Raw genomic sequence first — 16,876 nt, 5'->3', positions numbered from 1 at the left:
GCCATCACAGATGTCGGTACACGTCGGCCAGGGTGAGACCCTTCGCGAGCAGCAGCACCTGGAGGTGGTAGAGCAGCTGCGAGACCTCTTCGGCCATCGCCTCGTCGGACTCGTACTCGGCGGCCATCCACACCTCGGCGGCCTCCTCGACGATCTTCTTGCCGATGGCGTGCACGCCGGCGTCGAGCTCGCGGACGGTGCCCGAGCCCTCCGGACGGGACTCCGCCTTCTGCTGGAGTTCGGCGAAGAGGTCGTCGAAGGTTTTCACCGTTCTAGCGTAGCGGTCCGGGTCAGTGGGCGTGGGCGAGGGCGGCGTCGCGCAGCGCGGCGATGCGCTCGGCGGGTTCGCCCCGGAACACGCTCGACCCGGCGACGAAGGTGTCGGCGCCGGCCGCCGCGGCCGTGACGATCGTCTCTTCGGTGACGCCGCCATCCACCTGCAGCCACACGTCGAGGCCGCGCGCCTGCACCGCCTCGCGGAGCAGCTGCAGCTTCGGCATCATCTCGGGCATGAACGACTGGCCGCCGAAGCCGGGTTCGACGGTCATCACGAGCACCTGGTCGAACTCGTCCAGGAGTTCCAGGTAGCGCTTGACACCGGTTCCGGGCTTCAGCGCGATGCCCGCCCGCGCGCCGATCGCCCGCAGGCGCCGCGCGAGCGAGACCGGGTCGTGCGCCGCCTCGGCGTGGAACGTCACCGAGTACGCGCCCAGCTCGGCGTAGCCCAGAGCCCAGCGGTCCGGGTCGTCGATCATCAGGTGCACATCCAGCGGGATGGGGCTCACATCCTGGATGCGGCCCACCATCTGCGGCCCGAAGGTCAGGTTGGGCACGAAGTGGTTGTCCATCACATCCACATGGACCAGGTCGGCGGTCGCGATGCGCTCCAACTCGCTCTGCATATTGACGAAGTCGGCCGCCAGGATGCTCGGGTTGATGCGGGCGCGCGAGTCGATCCGGTCGGCGGAGGGGGTCGATGCCATGGTTCCAGCCTAGGCGGATCGCTTGCGCAGCAGCGCGATGAACATGGCGTCGGTGAGGTGGCGGTGCGGCCACAGCTGGACCGTGTCCGGGTTGCCGGCCAGATCGAGCCGTTCGGAGGTGAACGCCTGAACCGTCTCGGCCGTGGGCTGCGCCTCCAGCACGTCCCCGTGGCGCTCCAGCGCATCCACGACGATCCCCCGGGTCTCGGCCAGGTGGGGCGAGCAGGTCACGTACGCGAGAACGCCGCCGGGCTTCAGCGCTGCGATGGCCGAGTCGAGCAGGTCGGTCTGCAGGCGGGTGAGCTCGGCGACGTCGCGTGGCGTCTTCCGCCAGCGGGCCTCCGGGCGGCGGCGCAGGGCGCCGAGACCGGTGCACGGGGCGTCCAGCAGGATGCGGTCGAACGCTTCGGGATGTTCCTCGCCGATGACTGTGCCGTCCTGCTCCCAGACCGGCACGTCGAGCGGGACGGGCGCGAGCGCACGGCGCACCAGTTCGGCGCGCGCGGGCACGAGCTCGTTGGCGACCAGTGACGCTCCGCCCGCGAGCGCCTCGGCGGCCAGCAGCGCCGCCTTGCCCCCGGGACCTGCGCAGAGGTCGAGCCAGCGCTCGCCCGGGATCACCGGCTGCGCACGAGTGAGCGCGAGAGCGGCCAGCTGCGATCCCTCGTCCTGCACGCGGATGCGCCCGTCGGCCTCCTCCACCATCGCCTGCGGATCGCCGCCCGCTGCCGTGAACCCGGGCGGCGAGAACCTGTCGGGACGCGCGTCGTCCGGCAGGTCGGCGAGACCCGGGAGCGCGATCAGGTTGACGCGCGGGGCCACGTCGTCGGCCTCCAGCAGCGCCTCGAGTTCGTCGGCGCGGCCCTCGGCATCCAGCGACCGGCGGAACGCGCGGACCACCCAGACCGGATGCGAGTACAGCGCGCCGAGGCGGTCGTCCTCGTTCTTCGCACGGGACGCCACCTCCTCCCGCCACTCGTCGGGAGTGTGCCGGCCGATCTCGCGCAGCACGCCGTTCACGAAGCCCGTGCCCGACCGGCTTCCGACCGTCCGGGCGAGCCCCACCGACTCGTTCACGGCGGCGTGCGGCGCGACCCGGGTGTTCAGGAGCTGATGCGCGCCCAGCCGCAGGACATCGAGCAGCGGGGCGTCGATCTGGTCGACCGGTCGCCCGGCGGCGATTGCGATCACCCGGTCGTAGTAGCCCTGCATGCGCAGGGTGCCGTAGGTGAGTTCGGTCGCGAGCGCCGCATCCGCCGGAGACAGTGCGGCGCGCGAGATGCGGGTCGGGAGGAGGAGGTTGGCGTACGCGTCGGACTCGCGAACCGCGAGGAGCACATCCAGCGCCACCTGGCGAGCCGGCTGCACTGCGGTCTCCGGCGGGCGGTTGGAGCGGCCCGCGGGTCGTCCCTGTGAGCGGCCCTGGGCGCGGTTGGCGCCTCCGCGCCCGCCGTTGCGTGCGCCGCTCACGAGAACACCACCGTGGCGTCGGAGGCCGATCCGGCCGCCACTGCTACGCCGCGCAGCCAGTCGGCCGCTGGCATGGCGCGCTTGCCGGCGGGCTGCACGGTCAGCAGCTCCAGCGGTTCCGACCCCGTGCCGACGAGGATGCGGCGATCCCGCACCTCCACCACGCCCGCCGGAAGCGGCGCCTCGCCGGCTGCCGCGCGAGCTTCGTGGATCTTGAACCGCTCCTCCCCCAGCAGCACGAAGGCGCCGGGCTCGGGGGTGACTCCACGCAGGCGGGCGTAGACCGCCTCGACGGGCTGCGTGAGGTCCAGGCGTGCGTCGTCGAGGCTCAGTTTCGGCGCGAGGACGACCTCGCCGGTCTGCGGTGTGGCGACCGCGGTGCCGGCCGCGAGCGCGTCCGTCGTGTCCGCCAGCAGCGTCGCCCCGTCGGCGGCGAGGGCGGCGAGCACGTCGCCCGCCGTCTCATCCGGCCCGATCGGGCGCCGCAGCTCGGCGTACACGTCGCCCGCATCCAGCTCCGGCACCAGGTGGAACACGGCGGCGCCCGTCTCAGCGTCACCCGCGATCACCGCGCGCTGCACGGGAGCGGCCCCGCGCCAGCGCGGCAGCAGCGAGAAGTGGAGGTTGACCCAGCCGAGCCGGGGCAGCGACAGCAGCGGCTCGCGCACCAGGCCGCCGTAGGCGACGACCACGCCGAGCTCCGGCTGCAGGTCAGCGAGCTGCGCGGTGACGTACTCCCCCAGACGATTCGCCTTGATGACCTGCAGACCGAGGCGGTCGGCCGCCTCGGCGACGGGCGAGGGCGTGAGGATGCGCTTGCGGCCGAGCGGCGCATCCTCACGGGTGACGACGGCGACCACCTCGTGGCGCGCGGCGACCGCCTCGAGGGACGGGATGGCCACAGCGGGGGTGCCTGCGAAGACGATGCGCATGGGTGAAGGTTCTTTCGGTCGGGACGGCCATCCAGGATACTCCGCCCAAGTCTGGCCCGTCGGTCAGAGGATCTCGGGGTCGTCGAAGCGGACGCGGAGCGTCGGCGCCGGGCGGTACCCCGCCTTGCCCGCCGGGGCGCGGCGGCGGCGGGTCGCGTTCTTCACCACCGCGGCTCGGACGGCGGACGCGACCTCGGCACCCTGCGCGTACTCGAACCGGAGCACGGCGCGCACCTGGTCCGGTCGGGACGCTGCACTGCGCGACCCGTTCGCCTCCGGCTCCACCGGCGCAGGACCCAGCACGTCGATCAAGGCTTCGGGATCGACCGCCGCCAGCACTTCGGCGACGGTCGCCTCAGCTCCGGTCACGGAGGCGAGCCGCACGGCCGGCGGAAAACGCAGCTGGCGGCGGTCGGCCAGCTCCTCGTGGGCGAAGTCCACCAGCCGCCCGGTCGCGAAGTCACGCGCGAGCGGTCCCCCGACGCCGACGAGCACCGTCGGAGCGCCCGGCGCGGCGAGCCCCGCTGCGCTCTGCCACCAGCGTAGGCAGTCCTCGGCGACGTGCAGACTCTCGCGCGCCAGCATCCGCTCACCGTCGAGCAGCAGCACCGCCTGGTAGCCGCCCTCGGCGATCGGCTCCGCGCCGCGGGTGGCGACGACCAACGCCGGGGCGGCACCGACCCGCTGGACGGGGTGGTCGCCGTCGGCGAGGATGACGCGCGTGCCCGGGAACGCGCGCCCGAGCTCCTCGGCGGTGCGGCCCGAGCCGACGGTGACCAGCCGGATGCGCCGGTGCTCGCAGTGCTCACACTGCCAGTCCGTCGCGAGGCGGCCGCACACCGTGCAGGACGGCGGAGCGCCGGCCCGTGACTGATGCAGCGGACCCTTGCAGGTCGTGCACCGCGCCGCCTGACCGCACTTGGCGCACGCGATGACGGGTGCGTATCCCGGACGGGCGACCTGCACCAGCACCGGGCCGCGCGGCCGGCCGCTCGTGCCGTCGAGCGCCTCCCTCGCGGTCCGCCACGCCGTCGAGGGGATGCGCGCCGCGCGGGCCATCGGTTCGGGCGCCTGCATGTTGGCGGTGAGCACGACCTTCGGCGTCTGCACGCGCTCCGGGCCGATGTCGCGCAGCCAGCCCAGCTCGACGAGGCGCTGCGCCTCCACACTCCGGATGTTGCCGCTCACGACGAGCGCGCAGCCTTCGAGCTCCTGGCGGACGAGCGCGGCATCCCGCGTGTGCACGTACGGGCTCAGCGGCTCGGCGTGCAGCGGGTCGCTGTCCTCCCACACGACCAGGAGGCCGAGGCGCTCGGCGGGCGCGTAGACCGCGGACCGGTTGCCGATGACGATGCGCGGGCCGGACAACGCCTCAAGGAACCCGCGGTAGCGGTCGGGGTTCGTCTGGCCGGCGTCGGCTCGCACCACGGCTTCGGCGGGCGCCACGGTCGCCAGCGCGGCCGCCAGCTGCTCCAGGTCGCGGTGGTCCGGCACGGCGACGATGGCGGTGCGGCCGCCGCGCCAGCAGTCCGCCGCGAGCGTCGCCAGGGTGACCGCCCACTCCCCGACCCAGGTGCCGTCGGGCAGCGGGACGAGCCTCGGGATGGCGCGCAGTGCGATCCGCTCGTCGCGGGCGACCGCGTCTTCGAGCACCCGGTCGCCGTACCCGCGGACCGCGAACGCGCCCGCCGCGCCCGCCGCGCCCGTCGTGTCCGCACGCGCGTCCGGCGCCCCTCCGAGTTGCGACAGCTCATCACCACTCGCCCCAGATTCCGACGACGACTCACCACTCGGCGCGTGCGGCGCGGCCGCCGCGGCCCGCGCCGCCAGCCACGCCTTCTCCACGCGCACCATCCGCCCCGGCACCGCGAGTCGCAGGATGTCGCTGGCCGTCCCGGCGCTGCGGTCCGCGAGCCGCCGCGCGAGCCGCCACACCCCTGGGGTCAGCACCCGTGCGGGCGAGACGACCGCCTCCAGCGGGCTCAGCGTGCCCTCGTACCCGTCGTCCGGTTCGCCCACCTCGACGAGGTAGCCGTCCGCCACGCGGCCCGCCGACCGGAGCGGCACGCGCACGCGCACGCCCGGCACGGCCTCCGCCGCCAGGTTGTCCGGGATGCTGTAGTCGAAGAGGTGGTCGAGCTGCGGGAGCGGTGAGTCCAGGACCACCCGGGCGACCCGAGCGGCCGCCGCCATCCCTAGATCCCCGCGGCCGAGCGCAGGTCGTCGACGCGGTCGAGCCGCTCCCAGGTGAAGTCCGGGAGCTCGCGGCCGAAGTGACCGTAGGTGGCCGTGCTGGCGTAGATCGGGCGCAGCAGGTCGAGGTCGCGGATGATCGCGGCCGGACGCAGGTCGAAGACGTCACGGATGGCGCCGATGATGCGCTCCTCGGGCACCTTGGCGGTGCCGAACGTCTCCACATACAGTCCGACGGGCGCCGCCTTGCCGATCGCGTACGCGATCTGCACTTCGAGACGGTCGGCGAAGCCCGCCGCGACGGCGTTCTTCGCGACCCAGCGCATGGCGTACGCGGCCGAACGGTCGACCTTCGACGGGTCCTTGCCCGAGAACGCGCCGCCGCCGTGCCGGGATGCCCCGCCGTAGGTGTCGACGATGATCTTCCGGCCGGTCAGCCCCGCGTCGCCCTTCGGCCCGCCGATCTCGAATCGGCCGGTGGGGTTGATGAGCGTGCGGATGTGCGAGGTCTCCAGACCCGCGGTGTGGAGCACCGGGTTGATGACCTCCTCCACGATCTCGGCCTGAAGCTGCTCGTTGCTGACGTGCGGCGCATGCTGCGTCGACAACACCACCGTCTGCACCGACTTCGGCACCGCACCCTCGTACCCGATGGTGACCTGGGTCTTGCCGTCGGGACGGAGGTAGTCGAGCGTGCCGTCCTTGCGAACCTCCGCGAGCCGCTCGGCGAGCCGGTGCGCCAGCCAGATCGGCAGCGGCATGTATTGCGGCGTCTCGGTCGTGGCGTAGCCGAACATGATGCCCTGGTCGCCCGCGCCCTGGCGGTCGAGGTCGTCGTGGCTCTGCTCGGCGCGCGTCTCGAGGGCGTTGTCTACGCCCTGTGCGATGTCAGGCGACTGCGCGCCGATCGACACGGAGACGCCGCACTGGGTGCCGTCGAAGCTGACGTCGGACGAGTCGTACCCGATCTCGACCAGCTTGTTGCGCACCAGGGCCGGGATCTCGACGTACCCGTTCGAGGTCACCTCGCCGGCGACATGCACGAGGCCCGTCGTCACCAGCGTCTCCACCGCGGCCCGGCTGTGCGGGTCGACGGTGAGCAGAGCATCCAGGATGCTGTCGGAGATCTGGTCGCAGATCTTGTCCGGGTGGCCCTCGGTGACGGACTCGGACGTGAAGAGACGCAGATCTGCCATTGTTCTCCCTGGGTGATGGATGTGACCTCGGTCGCAGGCTCCCTCGGCGCTGGGGACGCAGAACCGCTTCGCTTCCCCAAGCGCCACCGCGCTATGCGATGACGTCGAGGATACGGTCGGCCACCGACAGCTTGCTGCCCGAGGCCTCCATCACTATATCGCCGCCCTTCCGCAGGACCACGACCTCATTGCTCTCCGTTGCGAAGCCGTGGGTCCAGCCCACCTGGTTGAGCACCAGGAAGTCGCTGCCCTTGGCCGCGAGCTTCGTGCGGCCGAGCTCGATGAGGGCCTGCGGGTCGGGCTCGGTCTCGGCGGCGAAGCCGACGACCACCTGGTCGTCGCGCTTGTGGGCAGCGAGGCCGGCGAGGATGTCGGGGTTGACGACCAGCTCGAGCGTGAGGGTTTCGCCGTGGTCGGACTTCTTGATCTTCGCGTCGCGGGTCTCCGCGGGCCGGTAGTCCGCCACGGCCGCGGTCATCACCACGATGTCCGCGGCGCGCGCGGCCTCCTGCACGGCCTCCTGCAACTCCAGGGCGGTCTGCACCTCGATCAGCTCGACACCCTCAGGCGGCTCCACTTCGAGGTGCGCGGCGATCAGCACCACGTCGGCGCCGCGCGCCTGTGCGGCGCTCGCGATGGCGACGCCCTGACGACCGCTGGAGCGGTTGCCGAGGTATCGAACGGGGTCGAGCGGCTCACGCGTGCCGCCGGCGGTCACCACGACGCGCTTGCCCGCGAGGTCGACGCCCCCGCGCGGCCTGCGCGCGGCCTCGTTGGCGCGACGGCGCTCGGAGAGCACCACGACGTCGTTGAGGGAGGATGCGCCGGCGGGGAGGGCGGCGGGCGCCGGCGGTTCCACGGCGCGTGGGGTCGCGCCGGCCGCCCGAAGCGCGGAACGGACGATGACCTCCGGCTCCTCCATCCGCCCAGGGCCGGAGTCGGCGCCGGTCAACTGCCCGCTCGCGGGACCGATGACGGTCACCCCGCGGCTGCGGAGCGTCGCGATGTTCGCGACCGTGGCGGGGTTACGCCACATCTCGGTGTGCATCGCGGGTGCGATCACCAGCGGCGCGGTGGACGCGAGGACCGTGTTGCCGAGGAGGTCGTCGGCAAGCCCGGCTGCGAGCTTCGCGATGGTGTTCGCTGTGGCAGGCGCGATGACGATGAGGTCGGCGGACTGCCCGATGGCGACGTGCCGCACTTCGGCCACACCCTCGTACAGGTCGGTCGCGACCGGGTTGCGGCTGATCGCCTCCAGCGTCGGCCGGCCGACGAAGCGCAGGGCGTTCTCGGTGGCGACGACGTGGACCGAATGACCCTCGAGGACCAGGGACCGGATGACACCGACGGCCTTATACGCGGCGATGCCGCCGGTCACTCCGACGACGATGGTCAATCGTGGGCTCAACGGCGGCACCTCTCCTCGGCCGGGCGCTCCCGGCTGCGGTCGTCCTGCGGGTGTCCTGCTATGTACAGGCTGCTGCGGCTGCGCTCCTACTCGGAGGCGGCGATCGGCTTCACGACGAGCTTGTCCTCGTTGATCTCGTGCAGCGCGACGGACAGCGGCTTGTCGTCGACGGAGGAGTCGACCAGCGGGCCGACGTTGTCGAACAGGCTGCCCTCGTGGAGGTCGGCGTAGTAGTCGTTGATCTGGCGCGCGCGCTTCGAGGCGAAGATCACGAGCGCGTACTTGGACTCGACGCGCGACAGCAGCTCGTCGATGGGCGGGTCGATGATGCCGTTGTTGCTGGTAGCCATGCGAGGTGCTCCTTGCTCTGTGCGATCGGGCGCGTGACCCGGATCGGACGGTCGCGTCGCGCGACCGGGGACGGTGGGCGCGCCGGCGAGGGCGCGGAGAGAGGTCTCACGGACGCGTCGGCGCCGCGCGGACCTTCATCAAGTCTACGACCTCGCGAGCCGCCTCGGCGACGTCGTGGTTGACGACCTTGTAGTCGAACTCGTCCTGGGCGGCCAGTTCGACCTTCGCGGTCTCCAACCGGCGCTGCTGTTCAGCCGCATCCTCGGTGCCGCGACCGATCAGGCGGCGCACCAGCTCCTCCCAGGTGGGCGGGAGCAGGAAGATCAGGCGCGCCTCCGGCATCGACTCGCGCACCTGGCGCGCGCCCTGGAGGTCGATCTCGAGAAGGACGCTACGGCCGGCGGCCAGCGCCTGCTCGATCGGCGCGCGCGGCGTGCCGTAGCGGTAGGCGTTGTGCACGGTCGCGTGCTCCAGCAGTTCGCCCGCGGCGATCATCCGGTCGAACTCGGCGTCGTCCACGAAGTAGTAGTTGACGCCGTCGACCTCGCCGGGTCGCGGCGCGCGGGTCGTCGCGGACACGGAGAGCAGAACGTCCGGGTAGTTCTCCCGGATATAGGTCGAGACGGTGCCCTTGCCGACCGCGGTCGGGCCGGCGAGGACGAGCAGACGGTTGCGCTGGCGCTCGCTCCGACTCTCCCGCTCGATGAGGAACTGCCGGAGGCGGAGACGCTGGTGGCGGCCCAGCCCACCGAGGCGCTTGGCCGGCGAGATGGACAGGCGCTCCAGCGCATCCTGCATCTTGGTCGTCCCGATGGCGGGAACGCTGAGCAGGAACTCGGTCACCCGCAGCCGGCCCTCGACCCCGTCCGGGTCGGCGGTGGCGCGGTCGAGCACGGTCAGCGGCGAGACCTCGCGGGCGGCGATCGACGCCTTCACCGCGGCGCGCGCGCGGCGAGCGGCGACGGCGGCCTGCGAGGCGGCCTGGCGGTCGACCTCTGGGGGGCCCGGACGGGTGGATGCGGACCCGGTCGATGCGGACGCAGCGTCAGACATGCGCGGCCCGCACCTCCTCCGCACGGCGCTCGACGCCATCCGCGAGACCGCCCGGGCCTGCGACCAGCAGACCACGGGACTCGCTGACGATCACTCCGGTCGCAAGCGACCCGAACAGCCGCGCGGCGTCCTCCACGCGAGCGCCCTGGTGCCCGAATCCGGGCGCGAGCACCGGGAGGGCGGGAGTCCGCTCCCCCGCCGTCGCGACGTCGATGCCGTAGTCGGCGAGGTCGACGGTCGCGCCGAGCACCAGCCCGACCGACCCGAACGGCGCTCGCCCGGCCTGCTCCTGATTGAATGCATGCACGTCTTCGATGATTGCACGAGCGACGGACCGTCCCGCCCACGGGCCGCTCTGCACGGTCGCCTGCTGCACCACCGCGGCCTCCGGATTGGAGGTGGCGGCCAGCACGAACAGGCCCTTCCCATTCCGCTCGCCGAGCGCCATCGCGTCGCTCAGCGACCCGACGCCCTGGTAGGCCGCGACCGTCATCGCGTCCGCCTCCAGCGGCGAGCCGGGAGTCAGCCACGCCTCCGCGTACGCCGTGACACTCGTCCCGATGTCGCCCCGTTTGACGTCCGCAATGATCAGCAGACCGGCAGCCCGCGCGGCGGCGAGCACGTCCTCCAGTGCCGCATAACCGGCCGCGCCGAAGCGCTCGAAGAAGGCCACCTGCGGCTTGACGATCCCGGCCCGGCCGGATGTCGCCTCCACCACGGCCAGTCCGAAGGCGCGGGCGCCGTCCGCCGAGACCGGCAGCTCCCACGCCTCCAGCAGGTGCGCGTGCGGGTCGATGCCCACGCACAGCCGTCCGCGCTCCGCGAACACCCCCGCAAGCCGCTCGCCGAACGCCGTCGCCGCTCCCCCATCCGACAGCTCCTGAGTTTTTCGCCCCGTCACGGGCGTGTCGCGCGGAAAAACTCCGGAGCTGTCGGCTGCGGGCTCGGTCATGCTCGGGCGGCCCTGTCCAGCGCGTACTCCTGCAGCGACTTCACGTTGAAGCCCTCCCGGATGGCGTCCAGCGACGCCACTGCGGCGCTCAGCTCGGCGATGGTCGTGAACAGCGGCTTGTCCGCTGCGACGGCCGCCGCACGGATCTCGTAGCCGTCCGCGCGGGCCGAACGCCCGCTCGGGGTGTTGATCACCACATCCACGTCGGACCGGGTGATCATGTCGACGATCGAGTCGCCGCCGGTCTCCTGTGCCTCACTGTGCTTGCGGACGATCCGCGCCGCGATGCCGTTGCGGTTGAGCACCTCGGCTGTGCCCTCCGTCGCCACGATCTCGAAGCCCAGCTGGTGCAGCCGGAGCACCGGGAGCACCACCGCGCGCTTGTCGCGGTCCGAGACCGAGACGAACACCGTGCCCGTCAGCGGCATGCCGCCGTACGCGGCCGACTGGCTCTTCGCGAACGCGGTCGGGAAGTCCTTGTCGATCCCCATCACCTCGCCGGTGGAGCGCATCTCCGGGCCGAGCACCGAGTCAACCACGGTGCCTTCGGCGGTGCGGAAGCGCTTGAACGGGAGCACGGCCTCCTTCACGGCGACCGGCGAATCCATCGGGATGCGCGAGCCGTCCTCGTCGGGCAGCAGCCCCTCGGCCACGAGCCCCTCGATGGTCTCACCGACCATGATGCGCGACGCGGCCTTCGCGAGCGGGATGCCGAGCGCCTTCGAGACGAACGGCACAGTCCGCGACGCGCGCGGGTTGGCCTCCAGCACGTAGAGCACTCCGGCGCCGATCGCGAACTGCACGTTCAGGAGGCCGCGGACGCCGATCCCTTCGGCGATCTTCAGCGTCGCCTCGCGCACCCGGTCGATCTCGCGACGCCCGAGGGTGATGGGCGGCAGCGTGCAGGAGGAGTCGCCCGAGTGGACGCCCGCCTCCTCGATGTGCTCCATCACGCCGCCGATGTAGAGCCGCTCGCCGTCGTACAACGCGTCGACGTCGATCTCGATCGCGTCGTCGAGGAAGCGGTCGACGAGCAGTGGATGCGATGGTCCGACGATGCCCTGGCCCGCGACCCGCTCGAAGTAGTCGGCGAGGGAGGCGTTGTCGTACACGATCTCCATGCCGCGGCCGCCGAGCACGAAGCTCGGCCGCACCAGCACGGGGTAACCGATCTGCTCGGCGACGTGAGCTGCGGTCGGGTAGTCCGACGCCGTGCCGTTGCGCGGGGCGACGAGCCCCGCGGCGTCGAGGATGCCCGAGAACAGCCCGCGCTCCTCCGCCAGGTCGATCGCCTCCGGCGTCGTACCCAGGATGGGAACGCCCGCAGCCTCCAGACCCTTCGCAAGCCCGAGGGCGGTCTGGCCACCGAGCTGCACGACCACGCCGACCAGCTCGCCGGACTGCGACTCCGCGTGGATGACCTCCAGCACGTCCTCCAGCGTCAGCGGCTCGAAGTAGAGCCGGTCGCTGGTGTCGTAGTCGGTCGAAACCGTCTCCGGGTTGCAGTTGATCATGATCGTCTCGAACCCGGCGTCGTGCAGCGCGAAGGACGCGTGCACGCACGAGTAGTCGAACTCGACGCCCTGGCCGATGCGGTTCGGGCCCGAGCCCAGGATGACGACCTTGCGCTTGTCGCTCGGCTCGACCTCCGTCTCCAGGTCGTAGCTGGAGTAGTGGTAGGGCGTCAGCGCCGGGAACTCGCCTGCGCAGGTGTCCACCGTCTTGTAGACCGGGCGCACGCCCAGGATGTGGCGCACCTCGCGCACGTCCGCCTCGCCGAAGCCGCGCAGCTCGCCGATCTGGGCGTCGGAGAAGCCGTGGTCCTTGGCGTAGCGGAGGGTGTCGGTGTCGAGCGTCGGCGCATCCCGGAGCTGCTCGGCCACCTCGTTGATGAGGACGATCTGGTCGAGGAACCAGGGATCGATCTTGGTCGCCTCGAAGACCTGCTCGGGCGTCGCTCCCAGCCGGAGCGCCTGCTGCACATCGACGATGCGGCCGTCCGTCGGGGTGGCGATGGAGGCGAGCAGCTCATCCACGCTTCGCGTCTCGGTGCCCCAGTGGAACGACGATCCGCGCTTCTCCAGCGACCGCAGTGCCTTCTGCAGCGCGCTCGTAAAGGACCGGCCGATCGCCATCGCCTCGCCGACCGACTTCATGGTCGTGGTGAGCGTCGGGTCGGCGGCCGGGAACTTCTCGAACGCGAACCGCGGCACCTTCACGACGATGTAGTCGAGGGTCGGCTCGAAGCTCGCCGGGGTCACCTTGGTGATGTCGTTCGGGATCTCGTCGAGCCGGTAGCCGATGGCGAGCTTCGCGGCGATCTTCGCGATCGGGAAGCCGGTCGCCTTCGACGCGAGGGCCGAGGAGCGCGACACACGTGGGTTCATCTCGATGACGATGATCCGGCCGTTCTCCGGGTTCACCGCGAACTGGATGTTGCAACCGCCGGTGTCGACGCCCACCGCGCGGATGATGTCGATGCCGATGTCGCGCATCCGCTGGTACTCGCGGTCGGTCAGGGTCAGCGCAGGAGCGACCGTGATCGAGTCGCCGGTGTGCACGCCGACCGGGTCGACGTTCTCGATGGAGCAGACGACGACCGTGTTGTCGGCGGTGTCGCGCATGAGCTCGAGCTCGTACTCCTTCCAGCCGAGGATGGACTCCTCCAGGAGCACCTCGCTGGTCGGGCTCTGGTGGATGCCGTCGCCGGCGATCCGGCGCAGCTGCTCCGGCGTGTAGGCGAAGCCGGACCCGAGTCCGCCCATCGTGAACGACGGACGCACCACGAGCGGGTAGCCGAGGTCTTCGGCGAACTCGAGGGCCTCCTCCACCGTGTGGGCGATGTGCGACCGGGCGACCTCCGCACCGGCCTCGACCACCAGCTCCTTGAAGATCTGGCGGTCCTCGCCCTTCTGGATAGCCTCGAACTTCGCGCCGATCAGCTCGACGTCGTACTTCTCCAGGATGCCGTGCTCGTGCAGCTGCATGGCCGCGTTGAGCGCGGTCTGTCCGCCCAGGGTCGGCAGGATCGCGTCCGGCCGCTCCTTGGCGATGATCGTCTCGATGACCTGCCACGTGATCGGCTCGACGTAGGTCGCGTCGGCGAAGTCCGGGTCGGTCATGATGGTCGCCGGGTTGGAGTTGACCAGGATGACGCGCACGCCCTCGGCCTTCAGCACGCGGCAGGCCTGGGTGCCCGAGTAGTCGAACTCGACCGCCTGGCCGATGACGATCGGGCCGGAGCCGATGACGAGGACGGAGTCGATGTCGTCGCGTTTGGGCATCAGGCGTTCTCCTGCGTTTCGGTGGATGCGGTGGTCTGCTCGCCGTGCTGGGCCCTGACCATGTCCAGGAACCGGTCGAAAAGGTAGTTGGCGTCGTGCGGGCCGGCGGCGGCCTCCGGGTGGTACTGGACGCTGAAGGCGTTGAGGTCGAGGCAGTTCAGGCCCTCCACGACGTCATCGTTGAGGGAGAAGTGGCTCACCTCGACGCGACCGAAGCCGGCGGGCGAGTCGAAGGTCGCATCGATCGGCGCCTTCACCGCGAAGCCGTGGTTCTGCGCCGTGATCTCGACCCGGCCGGTGCGCTTGTCGAGGACCGGCTGGTTGATCCCGCGGTGACCGAACGGCAGCTTGTAGGTGTCGAGGCCGAGCGCGCGGCCGAGCAGCTGATTGCCGAAGCAGATGCCGAAGTACGGCAGGCCCGCCCGGAGCGTCTCCTGCAGCAGCGCGACGTGCTTGTCGGAGGCCTGCGGGTCGCCCGGGCCGTTCGAGAAGAACAGCGCCGAGACGCCGAGGCTCAGCACATCCTGGGCCGACACCTGCTGCGGGAGCACGTGCACATCCAGGCCACGTCCGGCCAGGTTCTCCAGGGTCGACTTCTTCACGCCCAGGTCGAGGACGGCGACCGAGCCGACCTTCTCGCCGACCGCGGGAACCGTGTACGGCTCGACCGTCGAGACCTCGGCCGACAGGTTGCGGCCCTTCATCTGCGCGCCGGCGAGCACCAGCTCCAGCTGCTCGCTGTCGCTGAGCTCGAAGTCGTCGCCGGAGAAGATCCCGGAGCGCATGGCACCAGCCGAGCGGATGTGACGGGTCACCGCACGGGTGTCGATGCCGCTGATTCCCACGACGCCCTGAGCGACGAGGTCGTCGTCGAGGCTGCGCTGGGCTCGGAAGTTCGAGACGACGCGACTGGGCTCGCGGACGACGTACCCGGCGACCCAGATCTGCCGGGACTCCATGTCCTCGTCGTTGGTGCCGGTGTTGCCGATGTGGGGCGCCGTCATGAGGACGATCTGGCCGGCGTACGACGGGTCGGTCAGCGTCTCCTGGTAGCCGGTCATGCCGGTGGCGAACACGGCCTCGCCGAGCGTGCGCCCGCGGGCACCGTAGGCCCGGCCGACGTAGCGTGTTCCGTCTTCGAGGACGAGCACCGCGGTTTCTGCAGCGAGCACGTCACACCTCCTTGTCGTTCGGGCGCGGACCGCCCTGGTCATCCGGGGCCGAGGCCCGCGGGACGATGTCTTCGATGGCCGCGGCGAGCTGCGCGCGGCCGGCCGGGTCGACGACCCGGAAGTAGCTGTCGGCGGCGGTGCCGCCGCTGGTGGTCCAGCCGAGGCGGAGCAGTCCGTCCCGCTCCACGGCGCGGTCGATCGCGACGCTCGCGAGGCCGACGCCGGAGACGACGGCGGACGGCACGAACACCGGCTGTTCGCCCGTCACGGCGAGCTCCACGCCCTCCGGCCGGACGGTGACGGTCGCCGCGCCGCGGAAGGCGAGTCCGGGAAGCGCGAGCCGCTCCAGGTGCTGGCCGGCCTTCGTCGTGGCGACGTACAGCACGTCCGCCTCCGCGGTCGGCGCGCCCAGCGTGCCCGGCGTCGAGTAGCCGCCACCGGATGCCGCATCGCGCCGCACCCGCCGGCGCCAGCCGAACAGCGCGAGCGCCAGCACGATGACGACGACCGCGACGATCAGGATGGTGAGGAGCGCCCTATCCACGTGCGACCCCTCCCGCGACGAGCTCGGCATCGACGACGGCGCCGTCGAGCACCGTCGGGCGCCCCTGGTGGAAGGTCGCGACGACCCGTCCGGGAAGCGCCAGCCCCAGGTACGGCGAGTTCGAGCCTTTGCCGGCGAGGTCGGACGTCGAGAACGTGCGCGACACCGTCGGGTCGTACAGGAAGAGGTTCGCGGCGGCTCCCGCGGCGAGCGGACCGCCGTGGCCCTCCAGCCGGCCGATGCGGGCGGGGGTGGCAGAGAGGACGCGAGCGATGTCGGCCCAGCCGAGCATCCCGTTGTCGATGACGCTCGCCTGGACCACCGACAGCGCGGACTCGAGGCCCACCATCCCGAAGGCGGCGGCATCCCACTCGCAGTCCTTCGCCTCGACGGGATGCGGTGCATGGTCGGTGGCGACGATGTCGATCGTGCTGTCCGCGAGCCCGGCGCGCAGTGCCTCGACGTCGTCGCGGCTGCGCAGCGGCGGGTTGACCTTGTAACGGGCGTCGTAGCCGGTGACGAGTTCCTCGGTGAGCGCCAGGTGGTGCGGCGTCACCTCGGCCGTCACGTCGATTCCCCGGGCCTTGGCCCAGCGGATGACGTCGACGCTGCCCGCGGTCGACACGTGGCAGACGTGCAAGCGGGAGCCGACATGCTCGGCGAGCAGCACATCCCGGGCGATGATCGACTCCTCGGCGACCGCCGGCCAGCCGGTCAGGCCCAGCTCACCGGAGAGGGCGCCCTCGTTCATCTGCGCGCCCTGCGTCAGCCGGGGCTCCTGCGCGTGCTGCGCGATCACACCGTCGAACGCCTTCACGTACTCGAGCGCCCGCCGCATCAACAGCGGGTCGGAGACGCACTTGCCGTCGTCGGAGAAGACCCGGACGCGAGCCCGCGACTGGGCCATCGCTCCGAGCTCCGCCAGCCGCTCGCCCTCGAGGCCCACCGTCACGGCGCCGATCGGTCGGACCGTCGCATAGCCGGCGGCCTCGCCCAGGCTCAGCACCTGCTCGACGACCCCTGCGGTATCGGCGACCGGCGACGTGTTCGCCATAGCGAACACCGCCGTGAAACCGCCCGCCGCAGCGGCGCGAGTGCCCGTCAGGACGGTCTCGCTCTGCTCGTAGCCGGGCTCACGGAGGTGCGTGTGGAGGTCGACGAGACCGGGCAGCGCGAGCAGCCCATCCGCGTCGATCCTGGTGGCGCCCGCAGCGCTCAGCCCGGACCCGGTCTCGACGATGCGGCCGCCCTCGACCAGCAGGTCGCTCCGGCTGCCGTCGGCGAGCGTCGCGCCGGCGATCAGATACGTCTCGCCCGTGTTCACCTGGTTCACCGCGC

Annotated in this window: 14 protein-coding genes; all 14 read right to left on the bottom strand. The window is 71.5% G+C overall.

What is annotated here, in order from left to right; genetic code table 11:
• Nucleotides 1-4 precede the first annotated feature (4 nt).
• Nucleotides 5-268, bottom strand: a complete 264-nt coding sequence (locus AB4Z18_RS07550; RefSeq protein ID WP_441782066.1) for a phosphoribosyl-ATP diphosphatase — start codon at nucleotides 266-268, stop codon at nucleotides 5-7.
• Between the two features lie 22 nt (nucleotides 269-290).
• Nucleotides 291-983, bottom strand: coding sequence for a ribulose-phosphate 3-epimerase (gene rpe / locus AB4Z18_RS07545; RefSeq protein WP_441782065.1), 693 nt, complete (start codon nucleotides 981-983; stop codon nucleotides 291-293).
• 9 nt (nucleotides 984-992) lie between these two features.
• On the bottom strand, nucleotides 993-2,351 hold the full coding sequence (locus AB4Z18_RS07540; RefSeq protein WP_441782994.1) for an RsmB/NOP family class I SAM-dependent RNA methyltransferase: 1,359 nt from the start codon (nucleotides 2,349-2,351) through the stop codon (nucleotides 993-995).
• Between the two features lie 98 nt (nucleotides 2,352-2,449).
• Nucleotides 2,450-3,385, bottom strand: coding sequence for a methionyl-tRNA formyltransferase (fmt, locus tag AB4Z18_RS07535; protein ID WP_441782064.1), 936 nt, complete (start codon nucleotides 3,383-3,385; stop codon nucleotides 2,450-2,452).
• Between the two features lie 63 nt (nucleotides 3,386-3,448).
• A complete protein-coding gene (locus AB4Z18_RS07530; RefSeq protein ID WP_441782063.1) occupies nucleotides 3,449-5,578 on the bottom strand; it encodes a primosomal protein N' in 2,130 nt (709 codons plus the stop codon).
• Nucleotides 5,579-5,580: 2 nt separating this feature from the next.
• Entirely contained in the window at nucleotides 5,581-6,774 is a 1,194-nt protein-coding gene (metK, locus tag AB4Z18_RS07525; RefSeq protein WP_441782062.1) for a methionine adenosyltransferase, read from the bottom strand.
• Nucleotides 6,775-6,865: 91 nt separating this feature from the next.
• Nucleotides 6,866-8,170 carry a bifunctional phosphopantothenoylcysteine decarboxylase/phosphopantothenate synthase gene (locus tag AB4Z18_RS07520; protein ID WP_441782993.1) on the bottom strand — a complete coding sequence of 435 codons (1,305 nt, stop codon included), beginning with the start codon at nucleotides 8,168-8,170 and terminating at the stop codon, nucleotides 6,866-6,868.
• A 98-nt stretch (nucleotides 8,171-8,268) separates the two neighbouring features.
• Nucleotides 8,269-8,532: a DNA-directed RNA polymerase subunit omega gene (gene rpoZ / locus AB4Z18_RS07515; RefSeq protein WP_441782061.1), complete on the bottom strand. Its 264-nt coding sequence runs from the start codon at nucleotides 8,530-8,532 to the stop codon at nucleotides 8,269-8,271.
• 106 nt (nucleotides 8,533-8,638) lie between these two features.
• Nucleotides 8,639-9,586, bottom strand: coding sequence for a guanylate kinase (gmk, locus tag AB4Z18_RS07510; RefSeq protein ID WP_441782060.1), 948 nt, complete (start codon nucleotides 9,584-9,586; stop codon nucleotides 8,639-8,641).
• A complete protein-coding gene (gene pyrF / locus AB4Z18_RS07505; RefSeq protein ID WP_441782059.1) occupies nucleotides 9,579-10,538 on the bottom strand; it encodes an orotidine-5'-phosphate decarboxylase in 960 nt (319 codons plus the stop codon). Before pyrF ends, gmk begins: the two co-directional genes overlap by 8 nt.
• Complete coding sequence (carB, locus tag AB4Z18_RS07500; RefSeq protein ID WP_441782058.1) at nucleotides 10,535-13,822, bottom strand: carbamoyl-phosphate synthase large subunit; 3,288 nt, start codon at nucleotides 13,820-13,822, stop codon at nucleotides 10,535-10,537. The genes pyrF and carB overlap by 4 nt, the downstream gene beginning before the upstream one ends.
• Nucleotides 13,822-15,036, bottom strand: a complete 1,215-nt coding sequence (carA, locus tag AB4Z18_RS07495; protein ID WP_441782057.1) for a glutamine-hydrolyzing carbamoyl-phosphate synthase small subunit — start codon at nucleotides 15,034-15,036, stop codon at nucleotides 13,822-13,824. The genes carB and carA overlap by 1 nt, the downstream gene beginning before the upstream one ends.
• Nucleotides 14,996-15,538, bottom strand: coding sequence for a PH-like domain-containing protein (locus AB4Z18_RS07490; RefSeq protein ID WP_441782056.1), 543 nt, complete (start codon nucleotides 15,536-15,538; stop codon nucleotides 14,996-14,998). Before AB4Z18_RS07490 ends, carA begins: the two co-directional genes overlap by 41 nt.
• Entirely contained in the window at nucleotides 15,531-16,871 is a 1,341-nt protein-coding gene (locus AB4Z18_RS07485) for a dihydroorotase (RefSeq protein ID WP_441782992.1), read from the bottom strand. The genes AB4Z18_RS07490 and AB4Z18_RS07485 overlap by 8 nt, the downstream gene beginning before the upstream one ends.
• Between the last annotated feature and the right edge of the window lie 5 nt (nucleotides 16,872-16,876).

Origin of the sequence: Leifsonia sp. 2TAF2, from assembly GCF_052115085.1 — a bacterium.
GTDB lineage: Bacteria > Actinomycetota > Actinomycetes > Actinomycetales > Microbacteriaceae > Leifsonia.
This window is presented reverse-complemented; position numbering and strand designations above follow the sequence as displayed.

Coding starts and splice junctions, on each gene's coding strand:
- rpe (WP_441782065.1), bottom strand. CDS start 983: ATGGCATCGACCCCCTCCGCCGACCGGATCGACTCGCGCGCCCGCATC.
- fmt (WP_441782064.1), bottom strand. CDS start 3,385: ATGCGCATCGTCTTCGCAGGCACCCCCGCTGTGGCCATCCCGTCCCTC.
- AB4Z18_RS07530 (WP_441782063.1), bottom strand. CDS start 5,578: ATGGCGGCGGCCGCTCGGGTCGCCCGGGTGGTCCTGGACTCACCGCTC.
- metK (WP_441782062.1), bottom strand. CDS start 6,774: ATGGCAGATCTGCGTCTCTTCACGTCCGAGTCCGTCACCGAGGGCCAC.
- rpoZ (WP_441782061.1), bottom strand. CDS start 8,532: ATGGCTACCAGCAACAACGGCATCATCGACCCGCCCATCGACGAGCTG.
- gmk (WP_441782060.1), bottom strand. CDS start 9,586: ATGTCTGACGCTGCGTCCGCATCGACCGGGTCCGCATCCACCCGTCCG.
- pyrF (WP_441782059.1), bottom strand. CDS start 10,538: ATGACCGAGCCCGCAGCCGACAGCTCCGGAGTTTTTCCGCGCGACACG.
- carB (WP_441782058.1), bottom strand. CDS start 13,822: ATGCCCAAACGCGACGACATCGACTCCGTCCTCGTCATCGGCTCCGGC.
- carA (WP_441782057.1), bottom strand. CDS start 15,036: ATGACCAGGGCGGTCCGCGCCCGAACGACAAGGAGGTGTGACGTGCTC.